General features: G+C 52.6%; 18 protein-coding genes, 2 tRNA genes and 1 riboswitch. Of the genes, 8 read left to right on the forward strand and 12 right to left on the reverse strand.

The annotated features are described in order from the left end of the window. Nucleotides 1-42: 42 nt before the first annotated feature. The gene (locus tag NST23_RS20820; RefSeq protein ID WP_217022353.1) at nt 43-2,010 is read right to left on the reverse strand and encodes a dynamin family protein; all 1,968 of its coding nucleotides are present in this window, start codon (nt 2,008-2,010) and stop codon (nt 43-45) included. Further along, the gene (locus NST23_RS20825; RefSeq protein WP_445662494.1) at nt 2,007-3,656 is read right to left on the reverse strand and encodes a dynamin family protein; all 1,650 of its coding nucleotides are present in this window, start codon (nt 3,654-3,656) and stop codon (nt 2,007-2,009) included. Before NST23_RS20825 ends, NST23_RS20820 begins: the two co-directional genes overlap by 4 nt. Nucleotides 3,657-3,853: 197 nt before the next feature. Here NST23_RS20825 and NST23_RS20830 point away from each other — a divergent pair, with 197 nt between their 5' ends. The 4 genes from NST23_RS20830 to NST23_RS20845 are packed head-to-tail and all read left to right on the forward strand — an operon-like array spanning nt 3,854 to nt 7,914. Continuing rightward, nucleotides 3,854-5,428 (forward strand): spore germination protein, encoded by a 1,575-nt coding sequence (locus tag NST23_RS20830; RefSeq protein ID WP_122963841.1) that lies wholly within the window; start codon nt 3,854-3,856, stop codon nt 5,426-5,428. Further along, entirely contained in the window at nt 5,425-6,531 is a 1,107-nt protein-coding gene (locus tag NST23_RS20835; protein ID WP_173596801.1) for a GerAB/ArcD/ProY family transporter, read from the forward strand. Before NST23_RS20830 ends, NST23_RS20835 begins: the two co-directional genes overlap by 4 nt. Beyond that, the gene (locus NST23_RS20840; protein ID WP_122963839.1) at nt 6,524-7,756 is read left to right on the forward strand and encodes a Ger(x)C family spore germination protein; all 1,233 of its coding nucleotides are present in this window, start codon (nt 6,524-6,526) and stop codon (nt 7,754-7,756) included. The genes NST23_RS20835 and NST23_RS20840 overlap by 8 nt, the downstream gene beginning before the upstream one ends. A gap of 5 nt (nt 7,757-7,761) precedes the next feature. Next, entirely contained in the window at nt 7,762-7,914 is a 153-nt protein-coding gene (locus tag NST23_RS20845; RefSeq protein WP_170205903.1) for a hypothetical protein, read from the forward strand. Between the two features lie 92 nt (nt 7,915-8,006). Here NST23_RS20845 and NST23_RS20850 read toward each other — a convergent pair whose 3' ends face one another. The 5 genes from NST23_RS20850 to NST23_RS20870 all read right to left on the reverse strand — a co-directional run bounded on the left by NST23_RS20850 (nt 8,007) and on the right by NST23_RS20870 (nt 10,118). Continuing rightward, entirely contained in the window at nt 8,007-8,528 is a 522-nt protein-coding gene (locus NST23_RS20850) for a type 1 glutamine amidotransferase domain-containing protein (RefSeq protein WP_122963838.1), read from the reverse strand. A gap of 337 nt (nt 8,529-8,865) precedes the next feature. Further along, nucleotides 8,866-8,948 (reverse strand) — tRNA-Leu (locus NST23_RS20855). Nucleotides 8,949-8,964: 16 nt separating this feature from the next. Then, nucleotides 8,965-9,041 (reverse strand) — tRNA-Pro (locus NST23_RS20860). Between the two features lie 88 nt (nt 9,042-9,129). Beyond that, nucleotides 9,130-9,483: a sigma factor gene (locus NST23_RS20865; RefSeq protein WP_229049728.1), complete on the reverse strand. Its 354-nt coding sequence runs from the start codon at nt 9,481-9,483 to the stop codon at nt 9,130-9,132. A 77-nt stretch (nt 9,484-9,560) separates the two neighbouring features. After that, entirely contained in the window at nt 9,561-10,118 is a 558-nt protein-coding gene (locus NST23_RS20870; RefSeq protein WP_340964499.1) for a hypothetical protein, read from the reverse strand. Between the two features lie 138 nt (nt 10,119-10,256). Here NST23_RS20870 and NST23_RS20875 point away from each other — a divergent pair, with 138 nt between their 5' ends. From NST23_RS20875 to NST23_RS20885, 3 genes are all read left to right on the forward strand, one after another. Then, nucleotides 10,257-10,481 carry a hypothetical protein gene (locus NST23_RS20875; protein ID WP_063227938.1) on the forward strand — a complete coding sequence of 75 codons (225 nt, stop codon included), beginning with the start codon at nt 10,257-10,259 and terminating at the stop codon, nt 10,479-10,481. 172 nt (nt 10,482-10,653) lie between these two features. Beyond that, entirely contained in the window at nt 10,654-11,079 is a 426-nt protein-coding gene (gene fosB / locus NST23_RS20880; RefSeq protein WP_173596905.1) for a metallothiol transferase FosB, read from the forward strand. A gap of 169 nt (nt 11,080-11,248) precedes the next feature. Beyond that, a complete protein-coding gene (locus NST23_RS20885; RefSeq protein ID WP_173599082.1) occupies nt 11,249-12,982 on the forward strand; it encodes a protoglobin domain-containing protein in 1,734 nt (577 codons plus the stop codon). On the opposite strand, the gene NST23_RS20890 is transcribed toward NST23_RS20885, so the two are convergent. The 5 genes from NST23_RS20890 to NST23_RS20910 form a co-directional block, all read right to left on the reverse strand. Beyond that, nucleotides 12,972-14,006 carry a hypothetical protein gene (locus NST23_RS20890; RefSeq protein WP_173596798.1) on the reverse strand — a complete coding sequence of 345 codons (1,035 nt, stop codon included), beginning with the start codon at nt 14,004-14,006 and terminating at the stop codon, nt 12,972-12,974. The genes NST23_RS20885 and NST23_RS20890 overlap by 11 nt on opposite strands. 187 nt (nt 14,007-14,193) lie before the next feature. Further along, on the reverse strand, nt 14,194-15,501 hold the full coding sequence (locus tag NST23_RS20895; RefSeq protein WP_122963835.1) for a nucleobase:cation symporter-2 family protein: 1,308 nt from the start codon (nt 15,499-15,501) through the stop codon (nt 14,194-14,196). 33 nt (nt 15,502-15,534) lie between these two features. Beyond that, nucleotides 15,535-16,125 (reverse strand): xanthine phosphoribosyltransferase, encoded by a 591-nt coding sequence (locus NST23_RS20900; protein WP_173596797.1) that lies wholly within the window; start codon nt 16,123-16,125, stop codon nt 15,535-15,537. A 258-nt stretch (nt 16,126-16,383) separates the two neighbouring features. Then, nucleotides 16,384-16,485: riboswitch (purine riboswitch) on the reverse strand. A 139-nt stretch (nt 16,486-16,624) separates the two neighbouring features. Further along, nucleotides 16,625-17,710: a ribosome small subunit-dependent GTPase A gene (rsgA, locus tag NST23_RS20905; RefSeq protein ID WP_173599913.1), complete on the reverse strand. Its 1,086-nt coding sequence runs from the start codon at nt 17,708-17,710 to the stop codon at nt 16,625-16,627. A 209-nt stretch (nt 17,711-17,919) separates the two neighbouring features. Next, nucleotides 17,920-18,066, reverse strand: coding sequence for a hypothetical protein (locus NST23_RS20910; protein WP_281868108.1), 147 nt, complete (start codon nt 18,064-18,066; stop codon nt 17,920-17,922). A 696-nt stretch (nt 18,067-18,762) separates the two neighbouring features. Between NST23_RS20910 and NST23_RS28495 the strand changes: the two genes are divergently transcribed. After that, a complete protein-coding gene (locus tag NST23_RS28495) occupies nt 18,763-19,101 on the forward strand; it encodes a golvesin C-terminal-like domain-containing protein (protein ID WP_441299847.1) in 339 nt (112 codons plus the stop codon). The last annotated feature ends 12 nt before the right edge of the window (nt 19,102-19,113 follow it).

Here is a 19,113-nt window from a genome sequence, read left to right on the forward strand (position 1 = left end):
TGCCTTTTGTCTTTTGCCTTATCCTTTTGACTTGATGAGATGTTAGGAAAGCTCTGCCGCTACGCGGTCTACTTTCGCTCCCAGCTCGTCCAGATCGACCGTCATATCCAGCGCGGCGAACAATCCTGTGAAGTATTCGTTGATTTGCTCGACTACCCGGTTGCGCTCCGTGGTGACAAGCTCGTTGAACAAAGCCGTAAACTGCTGATTCAGCTGTTCGCTTCCGGTCGCCACGTAAGCCGTTACAGGCTCCTGCATGCGCTTTTCCAGTTCTTCGCGCAGCTTCAGCTTGCCGTCCAGTTCGAAAAAGTCTTTCGTGTTTTTGAACAGTCCGAGCGCTGGCTGGAAAGCCCCTTCCGCTACAGGCAATTCCTCGGCAAAATTCAACGTCTCTACCTGGCGCTGCTGGTACGGCGCCAGTGTCAAGCCTGCCGCGAAAGCATGCACATCTTTTTGCCAAGCGGAAACGAGCGCTGTTCCCTGCTTGCTCAAAAACTTCTCCAGGCGCAGCGTGGTCGCACGCAGCTCCTGCGCCAGGTCGTAGCTGATCGAGCGCAACAGATCGGTCATGCAGCCTTGGAGGGCTTGCTTCATGTTGCGTCCGTCTTCTTTCAGGACAGCCGGGTTGAACGCCACATTGAACAACTCGTTAAAACGGAAGAACAGCCGTTGCTTGACGTAGTAGAGCAGCTCTTCCCGTTCTTTTGCCAAGTCGCGCTCGTACGAAGCAGTCGCCAGCGCGGAAACAGCAGCCAGTGCCCCGGATTGGGCCTTGCTCGCCGCTTCTTTGCGCGCGAGGCGCTCGTCTTCGCCAGATTGAGCCATGCGCATGAACTCGTTCAGCGTGTCGAAAGCGCGGCGAATTTCGCCTGTCGCTGCGTTCACGGCAATTTGCGTCAGTTCCTCGATAGTGAAACGCAAGAACTCTTTTTCAAACGAAGCCATGCCGGACAGCTTGAACGCTTCGTCTGCTGCCATGAGCGGCTCGCCTTCTGCTGTTTGCGTGCGTTGACGGTATACTTTTTCCGCCGAGGCAGCCAGCTTGCCTTTTTCGTGCATGCGCGCCAACAGCGCAGTCTGGCTGGATACCGGATAAATGCGCGGCAAACGGATGCCACAAGTGAGCAAGTTTTTCTCTACGTGCGTAATCACGCCCTGCAACTCTTCCTGGGAAGCGGCGAGATCGGCTGCATTGACGATGAAGAACATCTTGTCCATCTCGAAGGTGTCCTTGACCCGGCCCATTTGCAGCAAAAATTCGCGGTCTGCCTGGGAAAACGCATGGTTGTAATAAGTGACGAACAGAACAGCGTCCGCGTTTTTCATGTATTCAAACGCCACGCCCGTATGGCGGGCATTGATCGAATCCGCCCCAGGCGTATCGACCAGCACGATGCCCTGGTCAGTCAGCGGGCAGGAATAAAACAGCTCGATGTATTCGGCGAAGCAAGCTTTTTCTTCTTTGGCAACAAAGCCTTTGAACGCCTGCATGTCGACAATCAGCTCTCCGCCCAGGTGAGCATTCATCTCGCCCAGCCCTTTTGTGACGGCTTTCAGGAACGTATAGTGCGGCTTCGCTGTCGGCGGAATTTGCGCCACATCGATCTTGTCCAGCTCGGCCAAAGCGCTTTCCAGACTGGAAGCGTGGAATCCGAAAACAGCGAGCGAGCGCAGCACATCCTGCTCGATCGCTTCCCTGCTTTTCAGCACCACGCGGACTGTGCCGTGCGGATGCTCCTCACTCGGCGGCATGATTTTGTTGATCGCTGCCGTAGTCGGATTCGGGGATACAGGCAGGACGAGATCGCCCATCAAGGCATTGGCAAAAGAAGATTTACCCGCGCTGAACGCGCCGAACAGCGCAACAGTGAAGCGGTTCGCTGTCAGACGGTCTGCGCGATCCAGCATCGCCTGCGCCTGTGCTTGCATCCCTGGTACGGAAACGATTTCGTGACTCGCGCGCCGCAGACGTTCTGCTGCCGCAACTAATTTGTCTCGTAGCTGATTCATGATTCTTGTTCTCCTTCACGCATGATTGCCTGCAATCGCTCTCTTGTGTTTTCCTCGCTTGCAGTAAAGCTGGCCAACTGCCCGTGCACCGCGGCCATCTCGCGCAGCACGTCGAGACGCTCCTGCTGCGAAGCGCTCTCCGCCTGCATGTTGGTCGCAAGGCGCGCGGTGACTTCCTCGATGAACGCAAGGCCAGCGCGTCTGTACTCCAGTTTGATCGCGCTTGCGACATCTGTACAGTAGTTCATCACATATTCGCGGGAAGCCGCTCCATCCTTGATGTGCTTGGCAAGAAACTCGCCCGTAATCACAATCTCGGTCGCATGGACGCGTGCGTGGTAATCTTCGTCGCGCAGCTCGTACGCTTGCAATTGTTTGCTCATCAATTCCTTGAAATGGAAGTCGAGATTGCCCGCCACCTTTTCGCGGAACTCAGCCAGAAGTGCTTCCTCGCGGCGCTGACGCTCTTCCTCCGTCTTTTTCCCTGCGAACAAAAAGCCCATTTTGAAGCCTGGCTTGCGGCTTTCCAGGTAGCTTGCCGCTGCTTCGCTCGTGCTGTAGTAAGTCAAGCGGGCGTTGTCGAGCAAAACACCCAACTCTTTTTCCATCTGGGCACGCGCTTCTGCCGTACGGTTGCCAAGCGACTGCATGATCGCCTGCGCCTGTTCAAGCGCAGCGGCGACAGCATGTGCGTCGCGGCTGTCTACATCCGCCACATTCAGGCTGTCCAGCTTGTTCTCAAGCTCCTGGCGCGTTTGCGCATGGCTTGCCTTCACTGCCTGCACGTGCTCCTCGATCAGATGCTCGGCGGCACTGCGCACGCTTTTTGCTACCAGTTCTTCGCGTCCGGCAATCAGCGAGAGCAGCTTTTGCTTCAGCTCCACGTACTGATTTTCTGGGTGGTCAGGCTCAGCCAGGGACGTGTAAAAAATGCCGTCCGGATGAATGTTCCAGGTCGCAAACGCTTCCTCCACACTTTCCTTGTAGCTCTCGAAATCAAGCTCAAAGTCAATGTGCTTGTCGATCATGTTCACGACCAGATACACTGGTTTGCCGCGGTCTTTCAACGTTTTCGTAAAATTGAAGTTCTCTTCTGCCTGGACGTGGTTGTAATCCATCATGTAAATGACCACATCTGCAAGGTGCAGCGCGGATTCCGTAGCGATTTTGTGCGCGGCGTCCGTCGAGTCGATCCCCGGGGTATCGAGCAGGCTGGAGTGTTCGTCGAGCAGCGTTCCGGGATAGGAAACTTCCACCGATTCAACGGTATCCCCATCGACCGCAAACTGCTTGAGCTTCTCCATCTCCGTATCCGGATCAAACGTCACGACATCGCCGTTCATTGTATAGACGCGAGCGGCTTTTTCGCCCCCGCGGATCTTCACTACATTGGCGCTGGTCGGTATGGGATTGGACGGCAGCAGGCTGACGCCCAGAAGCGTATTGATCATCGTGGACTTTCCTGCGGAGAAGTGTCCGCAAAAAGCGATGTTCAACTCTGCTCTCCTTGTTTTTTCAGCCAGCTGTCTCAGTTTGGCAGGGGTTGTCGCATCTCCCTGCTCCCCCATCAACTGCGCAAGCTGCTCCCATGTAAGCGCGAGTCTTGAAAAGTCTGTATCCCGAACCAAAACTTGACTGTCAAGCACTACTATTCCACCCTTCTCCGTCATTCCTACTCTCTCTACTACTCTCTATTCTACCATGCCGAATGTATCATACCTCATAGGGTTGTTCAATTCTTTGTGCGAAAGTTTGTCGTGGAACTTTCATCCGCATAATTTCCCTCTGTTCTGGAAAAAATCGCACTAACATGCTATTCGCATTTTGAACGGGAGGGAATTCCATGATGCGAAAATTTTTCGCCCAGCGACGCAAAAAGAAAACCTCTCCCTTTTCCCAGCACATGCAACAGCGGCAAACGCCTGAATTAACGCTCTCTCCCAACCTTGCGGATAACTTGGAGCTGTTCCGTACTTTATTGGGCAACCCCCACGATTTGCTGATCCGCACGTTTCTCATCGGCAATACAAACCATACGTGCGCGGTCATTGCCCTTGACGGATTAGCGGATTCGGATATGCTGCATAACCAAGTCCTGGGGCACATCCAGTTGATGATCTCCACCTCGGAAAAATCGGTTCCCCCTGAACCTGACGAGATCATCCAGCTCCTTTTTGAAGAAGTATTGTCCGTTGTCGAGATCAAAAAAGAAACATCGCTTACCGCAGCCCTCGACTGTATTTTGTCCGGAGACACAGCCCTGTTTGTCGATGGTTCCAGCGAGCTGATCCTCATCGACAGCAAAGGCTGGAAAACCCGCGGCATCGAAGAGCCAGTCTCCGAGGGACTCGTTCGCGGCCCACGGGACGGCTTCACGGAAAGCATCCGCGATAATACCGTGCGCATCCGCAGACGGGTAAAAGACCCCAATCTGCGCTTTGAAAGTTCATGGGTAGGGACACGCAGCAAAACCGAGCTGATCATCGCCTATATAGATGACATCGTCGATCACGAAATGCTGGACGAGGTCAGACGGCGGATTGCCACGATTGACATTGACGAAGTCGAGGAATCCGGTTTTATCGAACAGTGGATCGAGGACGATTTTCTCTCGCCCTTCCCGCAGGCTCACAACACCGAACGGCCGGACAAGGTCAGCGCTTCGCTGTTTCAAGGACGCGTAGCGATCCTGCTCGACGGTACGCCGATGGTGTTGATCCTCCCTGTCACAATTGGCCTGCTTCTGCACTCGCCGGAGGATTACTACGAACGCTGGATCGTCGGTACACTGACACGGCTTTTACGCTATCTGGCCGCTTTTTTCGCGGTGTTTTCCCCATCGTTGTATATCGCACTTGTGACGTTTCACCCGGGCTTGATCCCGTCCGATCTCGCCTTCTCGATTGCCGCCACGCGAGACGGTGTTCCGTTTCCCGCCTTCATTGAATCGCTCATGATGATCACGACCATGGAGTTGCTTCAGGAAGCCGGGCTGCGCCTGCCCAAGCCGATCGGACAAACCGTCGGGATCGTCGGCGGTTTGGTCATCGGAGATGCAGCCGTATCCGCCGGGATTGTAAGCCCGGTCATGGTCATCGTCGTCGCGCTAACAGCCATCTCCTCTTTTGCGATCCCGTCCTTTCAGTTGGCGATCGCTTTTCGCATGATCCGGTTTTTCGCCATGTTTGGCGCGGCCATCTTCGGAATATACGGGGTCATTTTGAGCTTGATCGCCATCATGATCCACCTGTCGAATTTGACGAGCATCGGCTATCCGTACCTGGCTCCGCTTGCGCCGCAAATGCCCAGGGACTGGAAAGATTTGATCTTGCGCGCACCTGTGACCTTCTTGAAAGAGCGGCCGCAAGCCCTGCATCCAGAAGATGAAATTCGCATGAGAACAGGGGATTCCAAATGAGTGCACAAACCTTGTCGGAAAAAATGATTAGCAAAAATCATATGGGCATCAACATCGCCTCGGTTACAGTCGGGGTGGGCATCCTCACTTTTCCCCGCGCCCTGGCAAAAGCAACGAGCGGGTTCGACGGCTGGATTTCTGTCGTGATCAGCGGGCTTGTCGCTTTATTGATCGGGTGGTTGCTGGCGAAGCTGGCGGCACGCTTTCCCCGGCAAACGTTTTTTGACTACACCGCTATCATCGCGAGCAAACCTGTCGCCTATGCGCTGACCTTGCTCGTCTGTCTGTACACGATGCTGTTTGTGTCGTTTGAAATCCGCGCGATCGGAAATATCGCCAAGCAGTATTTGTTTTACAGTACGCCCGTCGAGATGATTACCCTCAGCTTTTTGTTGATCGTACAATACGCCGTGGCTGGATCGCGTATCGCCATGCTGCGGCTGAACCTGCTTTTTCTGCCCGTTGTCCTCGTCGTGATCTTTTTCGTTCTGGTGTTCACCACGCAACTGTTGGAAATCGAAAACATCCGGCCTTATTTTTCTTCAAGCTGGAAATCACTTCTGGAAGGCTCCAAAGCGGTCGGGCTTTCTTACTCCGGCTTTGAAATCATCCTGTTCTATACGATGTTGATGAGAAATCCAGAGGAAGGACCTAAAGCAATGCTTCTGGGGCTGTTCATCCCCGTCTCCCTTTACGTCACCATCTACATTTTTGTCATCGGGGTCTTTTCCGCCGAGGTCGCCAAAAATCTGACCTATCCGACCATTGACCTCGCGAAGGAAGTAGAAATTCCCGGCGGTTTTTTTGAACGGGTAGAGTCCATGTTTTTCACGATCTGGATCATGACCATTTTCAACACGTGCGTCATGTGGCTCGACATCACCATTCTCAATCTGACCTCCATGTTTCGCAAAGTGAAAAAGATGGTCTGGATTTTGGCCCTGTCGCCGATCATTTACTTCGTGGCGATGTTGCCGCAAAACCTGGTCGACTTCTTCGCTTTTGCGGACGCCATCACGTATTTCGGCATGATCATCGTCTATTTATGTCCGATCTGTCTGCTCCTGATCGCCATCATGCGCGGGGTGAAGGGGCATGAATAAGCGCTTTGCCTTGCCGACCATCCTCGTCATCGTCTCGGCTCTGCTCGCCGGGTGCTGGGATCAGGTGCAAATCGAGGAGCGCGGCTTTGTCGTCGGAATTGCGATTGATGCGCCCCGGACAAAAGAAGTGGAAAAACGGGCGGCCAAAGAGGCACCGCGAAAACCGAAAGTGAAGCAACGCTTTCTCGTCACCCATCAGCTCGTCATCCCCGGAGGATTGATCGCGGGTAGCCAGGGAGGCGGCGGCGGGCAAAACACGACGAACGAAGCGTTTTTGAACCTCACCTCAGAGGGTGACTCGCTCTTCGAAGTGTCCCGCGAGCTGGCTACGCGTACGAGCCGCGCTCCTTTTTACCAGCATCTGAAAGTGCTCGTCATCTCCGAAGAAGTGGCGCGTACTCCCAACGGCTTCGCCAACGCCATGGACTTTCTGCTGCGCGACCCGGATTCCAGACGGAGCGGCAAAGTGTTTATTGCCAACGGGTTAGCCAAAAGCATCATCGAGGTCAAGCCGAAAACAGAAAAGCTGCCCTCGCTCTACATCAATTCGATTGGCGAAAATATCGAAAAAAACGCGCGCATGCTCCCCGAGGTACGCATCGGCGATATTCATGAAGAATTGCTTAATCCGTTCAGCTTCGTCATCCCCCGAGTACGGGCGGAAAAAAATGAAATCAAGATGGCAGGAAGCGCCGTATTTTCCCTCTACAATCAGATGGTCGGCTTTCTCGGCGAGGAAGAGACGGAAGGCTTGAACTTTCTCACCGGGAGCATTGATGGAGGACTGTTGAAAGCCAAGGTAAAAGGCGATCTCGTCGTATTGAACATTCAAGGAACGAAGCATGAAATCGTGCAAGACTTGCGAGACAAGCAAAATTTCAAGTTCACCATCAAAATCGAATGCGAGGGCATTTTGGCGGAAGCCTACGCGCTCATGGATTTTCTCAGCAAAGAAGAGACGAAAAAGCTGGAACGCGCCTTCGCCAAGGAAATCGAGCGGATGTGTCTGGACACGCTGCAAAAGGTGCATAAGGAAATGAAAGTGGATGTCATCAAGCTGGGCAGCAATATCCGGCAAAAAGAATACTCGCTCTGGAAACAAATCCAGAAAGATTGGGAGAGCGGACAGCGCCTGTACGAAAAGAGCACGATCAAGGTCGAAGCAAAGGTGTATTTGCGCAATGTCGGCTCCATCAACCGTTCAGAGTTAGAGGAAGGAAGGTGACAGTTATGTTCAAATACTTCGGTTCTCTGCCTCCGTTTCTCACTTTCGGCGGAGCCTTGCTCGCTTTTTTGATTCCGTACCTGTTTTATGTCGCAAGCAACAAGCTGCACGAATGGGGCGATCCGCCCTGGAAAAAAGACAGAAAAACCAACTCGTGAAGAGCAAGCTGACGGACATAGAAAAGGCACACCCGCTTGATCGCTGCGGGTGTGCCTTTTCGTTCCACTCGTATATTCGGATTGCCTGCTTGCTACTGTGCGAGCAAATCGGCGAAAGCTTTGGCGTACGCTGGCAAATCTGGCGGACGACGGGAACCGACGATGTGTCCATCGACCACGACCTCTTCATCGATCCAAATCGCACCAGCGTTTTCCATGTCATCCTTGATGCCTGGCGTCGACGTTGTTTTCACTCCATGCAAAATTTTTGCCGAAGCGAGCACCCAACCTGCATGGCAGATGTGACCGATCGGCTTTTTCGCCTCGTGCATGGCACGGACAAACGCGAGCACCTCCGGATAACGCCGCAGCTTGTCCGGCGCCCAGCCGCCCGGAACGAGCACGCCGTCGTACTGCGAAGGATCAATCTCGCTCATCGCCTTGTCCGCTTCGCATGGCACACCGTATTTTCCGATGTAGACATGTCCCGCTTTCGGTCCAACCAGATGAACAGCCGCCCCTTCCTCGCGCAGCCGGAGCACCGGGTACCACAGTTCCAGATCTTCAAATTCGCTTTCCACAAAGCAGACTACTTGTTTTCCCGCAAGTCTCACGCGATCCGCCTCCTTTTCCTCTTTATTGTACGCTCTTTTCTAAGAAATTGTTGCTTTTAGAAAAGCCGTGAGTTGCTTGATATTTATAGTACCAAGCGAAGCGTGCATTCACGGTAAATGGAAATCCTATAGACTTCCTGATTTTCATTATAGAACACACGTTTCCACAACAGCAATAGCAACAAAATTTGCGAAAAGAGCCTTATTGTAAACAAACGAAAGAGCAATTGGAAAGGCTGCGAGCTGCAACGTCCCTTTTTCGGACAAAATGAAAAAGTGAGAAACAGGTCTACTCACTGTTTCCCACCTTATAACGAAAACCATATGTATAGATTGCTGGTGCCGGTAGAGGGACTTGAACCCCCACGGTTTCCCTCACGATTTTGAGTCGCGCGCGTCTGCCAATTCCGCCATACCGGCCTGTTCGTGTGTAAAATGGTCGGGAAGACAGGATTCGAACCTGCGACCCCTTGGTCCCAAGCCAAGTACTCTACCAAGCTGAGCTACTTCCCGATTTCCCACACGTTATTGCTCCTTCTATTCGACAAAATCCGATAGGAGTCGCAACACTTAGATATTTTACAGGCAAGTCGTCCCAAAATCAATACCGTTTTTTAAAATGATCTGCCTGCCCGCTCCTTGTCCGTTTTTTGGCGCTAGATCGCTTCCGGTTCATATAGGCGCAAGGACGTGCTGAACAAGCAGCGCAAGTTTTCCCGCCTGCTTTTTTCGGATGTTTTTTGCGCAGCCAGTCCATATACAAATGCCGCGCCGCTTTGCAGCCCCACGCCTGAGCCTGCCGGGCAGCTTGAATCGAGAGGGAGAGCATGGCACGGTGACAAGTCTCCTGCAATAACTCTTCGGCAATTTCGCGCAACCCGCACACCCGGTACAAATAACGATACAGTGGGTGCTGGTGCTCAGCGATCCATTCGCTCCATAATTGTGCCTTCATCTCCCACCTCCCTTTCATCCAAACGGAGTCAGTACGAAAATGTCACCACTTCTTTCCTGAAAATTTGCGATCGCTTCTCAGGCGCAGCATGCGCTCCTGCGTTTTGTTAGCGCCGCCCTCGCCCCAGGCCGCACCTTGCCCCTCACCCGCCGCCTGCATCCGCGCACACACGGCTTGCAGCAACCCGGCACGATTCTGAACAGTTGGTTTGGCAAATTGAATGGATAGTCCAAAGGATGACGCCCGACTACAATCCAGCGGCCGTCCGGCAGCTTTTTCAACTGATACACGCGAAAAAAGCGGTCGCTCGGGTCAAACTGAAACCAGACTGCGATGGTCACGCACCTCGCACTCTTTTTCAACACCTGCGATTTGACGATTGGAGTCGCTCCGATCCCGTCTCCAACCGGAACGGCAAGCTGGCCGTTGATCCTTCTCAGATCGAGATTGCCGATCACGCGGTTTGCGAGGCAAGGCGTCATGAATCTCGTCAAGAACCGGCGAATTTTGCTGACGGAATTAAAGCGTTTGGGCAAAATGACGCCTCGATTGCCTACACGCTTGTGTGCTGAAAACACGATCGTCCAAAAAGCCTGCTCCGCTTGCCGGACAACCCCAACCCACTTTTTCTTCATCTCGCATTCCTCCCCTCCTACAAGGGTATGCAACCACCAGCGCAAACGGTTGGGCACATCCCCCATACATAATTGCGGGCAAACAGGAGAAAGTAGTACGGTGTGCCACATCAACCATCTGTTCAAGGAGGAACAAACATGCCAAGCCAAATCAACACAGACTCTCTGAAAAAAGCCGAAGTGGCGACCACTCTCGCGAAAAATATGATTACGCAAGCCATCGAGCAATCCGCTGCCAACCCGCAACTGGCCGAGGAAGCATTGAAGCAAGCTTCCCAGGAGATTGCCCAGGCGCAAACGATGGTGTCGCAAGTCCAATCCACGCTGCAAACACAAGCCCAGTCGCAACAGAGCCAATCCTAGCCCTGGTGCTTGAACAGGCAAAACAGGCAGCCGCATGGTGCGGGATGCCTGTTTTTGCCGCTCGCTATTCGCCTGTCCTGTCCAGTTGTCCGATTGATCGTCGTTGGCACCCCGCTCCTTGTTACCGTAAAATAAAGGCAACTTGTGTGCAAAGGAGAAAGAGGCGATGGCTATGCAACCACTGGGCGGAATCAACCATTTTCTGTTTTCGGTAGCCGATTTGGAACGCTCCTTTTGCTTTTACCGTGACGTGCTCGGCGCCAAGCCGCTCGTCCGCGGCAGAAAGCTGGCTTATTTTGACTGGAACGGCTACTGGCTCGCTTTGAACGAAGAACCCGACATCCCCCGCAACGAGATTTCCTTGTCCTACACGCATCTGGCCTTTTCGCTTTCCGAAGCCGCTTTTGACGACTGGAAACGTCATCTGCAACAGCACGGCGTCCCCATTTTGCCGGGCCGGGAACGCGATGAACGGGACAAGCGCTCGCTTTATTTCACCGACCCCGACGGGCATAAGTTCGAGCTGCACACTGGAACGTTGCAGGATCGGCTCGCCTACTACCGCGAAGCTATGCCACACATGACTTTTTTCGATTGAAGCAGCCTGACTTACATAAACATTTCACAAATTCACAGTAGTTCCACAGTATCATTTCTTCCTCGAATGGTATAATCAGGTAGGTAGTGAGAACTATTTTGGATGACGGTGGCTGACCTATTCCGTGGCATGGATAGGTCAGTTTTTGATAAAAAAGCGGAGGGATTCTATGTTTGGCAAGCGTTGGGCGCGATCACAAACGGCCCCGATCCAGGAAAGCGATATCGCGATGACAGAGCAATTGCGGGCAAAAGTAAACTTTTTGCAGATGAACAATGACGATCTCAGGCGGCTCGCGCAAATCGAACCGCTCATAACCGAGCATATCGACACGATTACCGAGCGGCATTATCAGATGCTTGGCCACTATGCGAATTTGATGAATATCATTGAAGTCCATACTACTGTAGGACGCCTCTCCGGTTCCTTTCGCCACTATTTGCAATCGCTTTCCAACGCACAACTCAACGATGCCTACGTCGCGGGACGGGAAAAAATCGGGGAAGTCCACAGTAAAATCGGACTCGCCCCAGAGTGGTACACCGGCTCTTACATGCGGCTGTACGAATGCTTTATTCCCGCCATCGTCCATACTTACAGCAAAAAGCCGGACGAACTGTCTTCCATCTTGCTTGCCTTGATCAAGCTGCTCACGCTCGACTCCCAGATCGTGCTGGAAGCTTATCAAGAGGATCACGACTACAAAACGATCGACCGCCTGGGCAATGTCCTGGAGCTGGTCATGCAAATCGATAAAATCAAGCATGTACTCGATACCATCGACACGACAAGCGTGGAAACCGGCACGGTCAGACATGCAGCCGAGCAACTGTCCGAATCGGTGCAAAAGGTAGCCGCCTCCGCCGTGCACGTGGCGGAAAATGCTGCGACGACCATGGAGCAGGCCACAGCCGGGCAAAAAATCATCCAGATGTCATTGACAAGCTTCCTGTCCATGGCGGAAGAATTTAACGAGATGCAGGCCAAAATCTCGTCGCTGACGACTTCCATCGAAGCTGTCTCCCAAGTCGTGCAAGTGATCAAAAGCGTCGCGGATCAGACGAATTTGCTCGCCTTGAACGCCTCTATCGAAGCTGCCCGGGCGGGTGAGCATGGGCGCGGCTTTTCCATCGTCGCCGAGGAAGTGCGCAAGCTCGCGGAACAAACCAAACATTCCGTACAAAGCATCACCAGCACGATGGATACCGTCCGCCATGAAGCGAGCCTGGTCAAAGAAACGGCGGCTCTGCTTGGCACTCATTTCAACGACAATGCCACTCAGACACGCGAAGCGATCGAGTTGTTAGGCGAGATTGTGCAAAATATCGAACAAGTAGGCCATGCGACGGGACACATCGCTTCGTTGACAGAAGAACAGTCAGCTTCAACCGAAGATATTTCCATGCGAATTTCCCAGGTGGAGAACAATATGGAACAAATTTTCACCCACGTCTCCCACGCAGGCAAAAACGTCTACGAAATCGGGGCTGGCATCAACGCCCTGCACAAAAACAGCATCAGTCAAATTACACGCCTGAAAGCCAAACACAGCTTGCGCATCGTCAAAACCGACCATCTGCTCTGGAAATGGTGGGTGTACAACTTCTTGCTCGGTTATCATTCCATCACGGAAAAAGACCTCATCGATCACCACAATTGCCGTCTCGGGCTTTGGTATGACGAGGCGAAACAAAACCAGGCGATCAGCTCCCTCCCCGCTTTCAAACGGCTGGCAGAGCCGCACAGAGGGTTTCACGACGCGATTCGCCATATTTTCACGCTGGCTTCTACGGGCAAACAAAAAGAGGCCGAGATGGCATTTGCCATCCTGGAAGCACGCTCTGCGGAGGTGCTTGCCTGTCTGGACGATCTCGCTTCCGAAATGAACCAGATTACTTCCTAACCTTTTTCCTGCGGCGAACAGCGCGTTTTCTGGACGAAAGCGCGGAAGCAGGCTGGGCCACCCGCAAGCCAAGCGCGCGCATCGCCCGGTGAATCGGAAAAGCGATCGACAGCCTGCCGTCTGCTGAACCTGCGAAGTTGACGGCAGCGGCGTAATTGTTTGCGGTCAACCAGACAGAGCCGGAATCACCTGGCAGCGAAATCGGCGCTGCGCTGCGGATCACGGTCTGGTTGCGGAAGCGAATCGTTCCCAGTCCGCCGTAATCTCCGTAATCGACGTTAATATCGGTGTGAGTCGACTCTACGACTCCATGGACGAAGCCCGTGGTCCGGCCTACCTTTTTCAAACGGCTGCCGATCGCATAAGAGCGGACATATCCGGGAATCGTGCCGACTTTCGCATAGCGCGGAGCAAGCAGGTTATTGGAAGTCGGAATGCTGATCGCCACATCCATATCGTTGACGGCATTTTTTCGCAGCCGGACAAAACGGTACAGTTGTCCAATCCGGTCGCGTCCGGAACGCCCGCCATCCGATCCTCCCGGCTGGATCGTCTCCGTGTAGCCTCCGGTATTGTTGCGGTTCAAAACGTGGTTGTTGCTCAGCAAAAAGCGTTGTGCCCGTCTGAGCGCTCCGGTCACGATCAGGCCCGCCGTCCCGGACGCTCCCGGATATCCTACGCTGACGCCTGCTATCACCGGACGAATCCTCCGGCGATAGCTCGACGTTGCCCGCCATTTTTGATGGCTGCTGCATCTCCCCGATGTCACTGTTCGCACAGGGACAGCCACATGGGAAGTAATCTTTGGCCGCTTTCCGCCTTTTTTCCGTTTGACCGCCACGCAGCTCGGGCAGCCTTTTTTCACGGCGGCACTAGCGTCCAGCGTATACAGTACGACACAAGCGCCCTTTTGGTTGTTCCTGCCGTTTACATATCCGACGCCAATGCCCATGACACCGGGCATTCGCTTCCATTTTTTCACGAGATGGTTCTTCGCTTTCAGCGCCTCCCGAAAGGTAGCCATGCACTCATCTTTCCTTCCCTGTTGATTTCGTACATAGCCATCGTATGTCTGACTTGGCCAAGGCCATTAGACGCTTGCCAACCTCGGGAGAGCCTTTTTTATCGCCAAAAAAACCGCCATCCTCTGCACACAGCTAGAGAATGGCGGTTTTCATCTTTTTAATAGACTGACGATTGCCTGACAAGCCTCAGGAAGCTTCTGAGATCGTACTCGGCACAGGAGCCTGTTGCACTTTTTTATTCGTATGAACGAGCAAAATGTTCAAAATCACAGCAGTCAGCGAGCCTGTCACGATGCCGTTTTGCAGCATCATTTTCGCCAAAGTCGGCAGTTGGTCAAACATCGTTGGAACAGCCGCGGAGCCAAGACCGACTGCGATACTGCAAGCGGCAATCAGCAAGTTTTCGTTTTGGCGAAGATCCACCTGCGACAAAATGTTGATGCCGGACGCTACCACCATGCCGAACATCGCGATCATGGCGCCGCCCAGCACGGCATTCGGCACAACGGTCGTCAGGGCAGCCAGCTTCGGCAAAAGGCCGAGGACAACCAGCAGGCCGCCGGCTCCGATCATCACATCGCGCGTTTTGATGCCTGTCAAAGAAACCAGACCAACGTTTTGCGAAAAGGCTGTGTACGGGAAGGCATTGAAAACACCGCCCAAAACGATCGCGATTCCTTCCCCGCGCAAACCTTTGACTACGTCTTTGTCCGTAACCTTCGTATCGGTTACTTTTCCAAGCGCAAAATAAACGCCAGTCGACTCAGCCATACTGATAATGTTGACCAGAATCATCGTCACAATCGCCACGATGGAAAATTGCGGGGTGCCGAAGTAGAACGGCTCGACCACGCTGAACCAGGACGCCTCCGCCACATTGGCGAAGCTGACCATGCCCATCGTGTACGCCACGACCGTACCGATCACAAGGCCGAGCAGGACAGAAATCGCCCGAATAAATCCGGTAAAGAAACGGTTAATAACCAAAATGATAACCAATGTCCCCAAAGCGAGGAGCAAGTTTCGCGGGGAACCGAAGTCAGGCATGCCCTGGCCGCCAGCCGCGTTGTTCATCGCCACAGGAATGAGCGACAAGCCGATGATCGTCACGACGGAACCTTGCACCACCGTCGGGAAAAACCGCAGCAGCTTGCCAAACAGGGGAGCTGCCAATACTACAAACAAACCGGAAACGATAATGGCCCCGTAGGCCGTCGCCAAATTGCTCGTCGAGGCAATCGCAATAATCGGCCCTACCGCTGTAAACGTACAGCCGAGCACGACCGGAAGACGAATCCCGGTGTAACGCGTGCCGATCACCTGCAACAGGGTGGCGATCCCACACGTAAACAAGTCAGCGGCAATCAAATAGGCAATCTGGGCGGGAGTCAGGTTCAAAGCCCCGCCAATAATGAGCGGCACGACAACAGCACCGGCATACATCGCCAAAACGTGCTGCAAACCTAAAGTAACTATCTTTTGTTTGGATAGCATGAAGTAATCTTCTCTCCTCTTGATCGATCGGTTTTAGACGCGAACAGATTCCGGTTGAATAAAGTGAATGCCTTCTGGCGACATGGACTCGATACGGGCCAACGATTCAATGCGCACACCCGCTTGCTCCAGCAGTCCGCGACCTTCCTGGAAGCTTTTCTCGATCACGGCTCCGATGCCGACCAGATGAGCATTCGCATCTTTGATGATTTGGGTCAACCCAATCAAGGCTGCTCCTGTCGCAAGGAAGTCGTCGACGATCAGCACGCGGTCATCGGCAGACAGGTACTGCTTGGACACACTGATCTGATACGTTTCCTGGCGGGTAAACGAGTGCACAGGAGCCGAGTACACGTCTTCTGTCAGCGTCACGGCCTTTTTCTTTTTCGCGTATACAAAAGGCACACCGAGGGCAAACGACGTCGCCAGCGCAAAATGAATCCCGCTTGCCTCAATCGTCAATACTTTCGTAATCTTTTCACCTGCGAAAAGCTCGGCGAAGCGCTCCCCGATTTTCATCGTCAACTGCGGGTCTACCTGATGGTTCAAAAACGCATCCACCTTCAACACGGATGCGGACAACACTTTGCCGTCCTGGACAATGCGCTCTTGCAATTCTTTCATCTGTTCTTCCTCCTCCATCAACACTCGGACGTTGCCTGCCAACGCCACTCGCTCAAACCTGGTGAAAAAAATAAAAGCCCCGAACGGACAGTTCACAAGCAGGCTCAGGTAATAAAACCAACGCCAAGTGAAACTGTCCTTCGGGGCATTTTTCCCTTTAGGTGCAGCACGCCAACAAATGCGTGTCAGCATCGTTCGGATCGGGATAAAACCACTCCTTTTGTTGCGAAGAACAAAGGAACGGCAGCCGCGATGCCAAACAGACGCTATTTCACTCGTAGTCAGGCGATTTACGGTCACCCGGTAGAAACTGTTGGGCCTTATTCCCAAAATTATACGAGCACTTCTTCTGCCTATTACCCAGCCTGTTTGCTGGGTCTTGACCAAATCTATCACAACTGGCTTGCTGTGATCAAGGGTAAATTTCTGAAAGTCTACCAAGCTGTTTTTGCTTGCTGAAAAACGGAAAAAACCCCCGAAGCTTCGAGGGTCTTTTCGTTTATCGCTTAGGCTTTTTGCTGCGATGCTGCATCGTCATTTTCTTCCATTTGTCTTTCTCGGCCGCTGCCAGCCTGGCGTCTTCCTTGCGCGCCAGATGAGCCAGTTCCCGTTGCAGTTTCAAATAGCTGTCGAAGCGAGCCTGCTCCAATGTGCCATCCGCAATCGCTTCCCGGACGGCACAGCCCGGCTCCCGCCCGTGCTGGCAATCGCTGAATCGGCAGTCTTCCGCCAGCTTCTCGACATCGTCAAAAGCGCCACGGAATCCTTCATCGGCTTCCCACAGCTGCAATTCTCTCATTCCCGGCGTGTCGATCATGAGAGCGCCGCCTGGCAACTGGAACAGCTCACGGTGCGTCGTCGTATGCCGCCCGCGATCATCTCCGTCGCGAACGCCGCTTACTTTTTGACGCTCTGCTCCGCTCAGCTTGTTGATCAGCGTCGATTTGCCGACCCCCGACGAGCCCATGAGCGCCACCGTCTGTCCGCTGCCCAGGTAAGGTGCGAGCTGTTCCAGCCCTTCTCCCTGCTCTGCACTGACTACGTGCACGGGCACGCCGATCGCGACGGTTTCCACTTCAGCCATGCACTTTTCCAGATCGTCGCACAAATCAGCCTTGGACAGCACGATCACCGGATTGGCTCCGCTTTCCCAGGCGAGGATGAGATAACGCTCCATCCTGCGTATATTAAAGTCGTTGTTCAAGGCAGTCACCAAAAAGACCGTATCGACGTTGGCTGCCACGATTTGTTCTTCGACCGTTTCCCCGGCCACTTTTCGCGAAAACTTGCTCTTGCGCGGGAGCAGCGCATGAATCGAGGCTTTCTTTTCCTCGGGACGCGCCTTGATGACTACCCAGTCTCCTACCGCCGGATAATCCTCGCGACCCGTCGCCTCATAGCGCAGCTTGCCCGTGACTTCGCCCAAAAGCTCGCCATGCTCGCTCATCAGACGGTAAATGCGTTTATGTTCCAGCGAGATTCTTCCCACGCTGAAGCCTTCTTCGGCATAAGGGGCAAACAGATTGGCAAAATGCTCATTCCAGCCCAAAGATTGCAATGTTGATTGATTGGTTGCTTGATTCACTACGGATTCCCCCTGCAAATGGTTAATGATTGGCCGTACGCCAACACCAGTCGCAGTCGAATCCTCATTTTGTGAACGGTGTTATTTTCCGCTTGAAAGGAGGATTCCTGCGACGAAACTTCCTACACTCTGAGCGTTTTTCATGTTTGACATAAAACATCTCTCCTTTTCAAGACCGCACCATTTATGGTTTGGAATCATTTTCCCAATCATTGTAACATACAACGCGGCGTGGCAAAAGCGTCAGTCTCCACCGCCGCCTCCGCCGCTGTCTCCGCCTCCGCTATCACTGCCGCTGCTGCTGTAGTCACTGCCGCTGTCGCTGCTTCTCCAATCTCCATCTGTATCACGGTCACGATGGTGATGGCTGCTGTCGGCGTAGAAGGAGCTGCTGCTATCGGTAGAATTTGAGTACGAGCGTCTGCTTGTGCCAGTTTTGGCTTTGTTTGCAAAGACAATGACTAAGATTACAAATACGACGACGATGAGAATAAAAACTTCCATCTGTATCCACTCCCTCTCCATCCTACAAGAAAAAATGTTTATTACCTAAGTATACCACAAGCTTGCTCCCACTTTTGGAATCAGTTGGAACGGTCAGCCTGCCCACATGCGCATCAAAAAGGCATGCAGCCTATCGGACACATGCCAAAAGTTTCATTACCGAACATGGTAAAAGTATTACAATACGTTATTTTCAAAGCACAACACAGAATGACCTCCGATAGAGTTATTGAAGCCACTAACCATCCGGTGCGTAGGTTATAATGCTGAGATGTATTTTTAATGTCATCCTTATAACATTGAAATCATATAAAACACTAATTTTACAATAATAAGAGAAAAGTCCCTTTATTTACAAAAGAACATGATGTATTTATAAATATGTAAAATAATTACAAGTAAGGGGGATTCTTGTGAAACTTCGCAAGTCTTTAGTAGTTTTTACACTGCTACTTACGTTATCCGTATTGTCGTCAATTTCCGCTTTCGCCGCGACATCTTACGTCTATAATGGGGATATTTCCTCAGGGTGGTGGTCGTCAGGGGTAATGAATAGTACGAGTAGCTGCGGTTATGATGGTAAAAGCTACTGGTATTATGGTAGCAGTAGTCCAACTTCTACGGGAGAGTGGGCCAAAGAACTTAATGGACGTACTGAATACGCGGTTTACATTCCGAGTTGTAATTCTACTGGTTCCGTCAAATATCATGTTTGGTATGAAGATGGGCAAAGGGTAGATCTTAATGTAAATCAACTCAACTATTCTAATGAATGGGTTATTCTAGGAACATATTATGGAGATAGCTACTCATCAATAGGTATGTCAAATAATTTGGCTTCTTCGTCATCCAAAGTTGTTTGGGACGAAGTTCGATTTAAGAACTAAATTTGTCAGGGG

Origin of the sequence: Brevibacillus sp. FSL K6-0770 (genome assembly GCF_038000275.1) — a bacterium.
GTDB classification, from domain to species: domain Bacteria; phylum Bacillota; class Bacilli; order Brevibacillales; family Brevibacillaceae; genus Brevibacillus; species Brevibacillus parabrevis.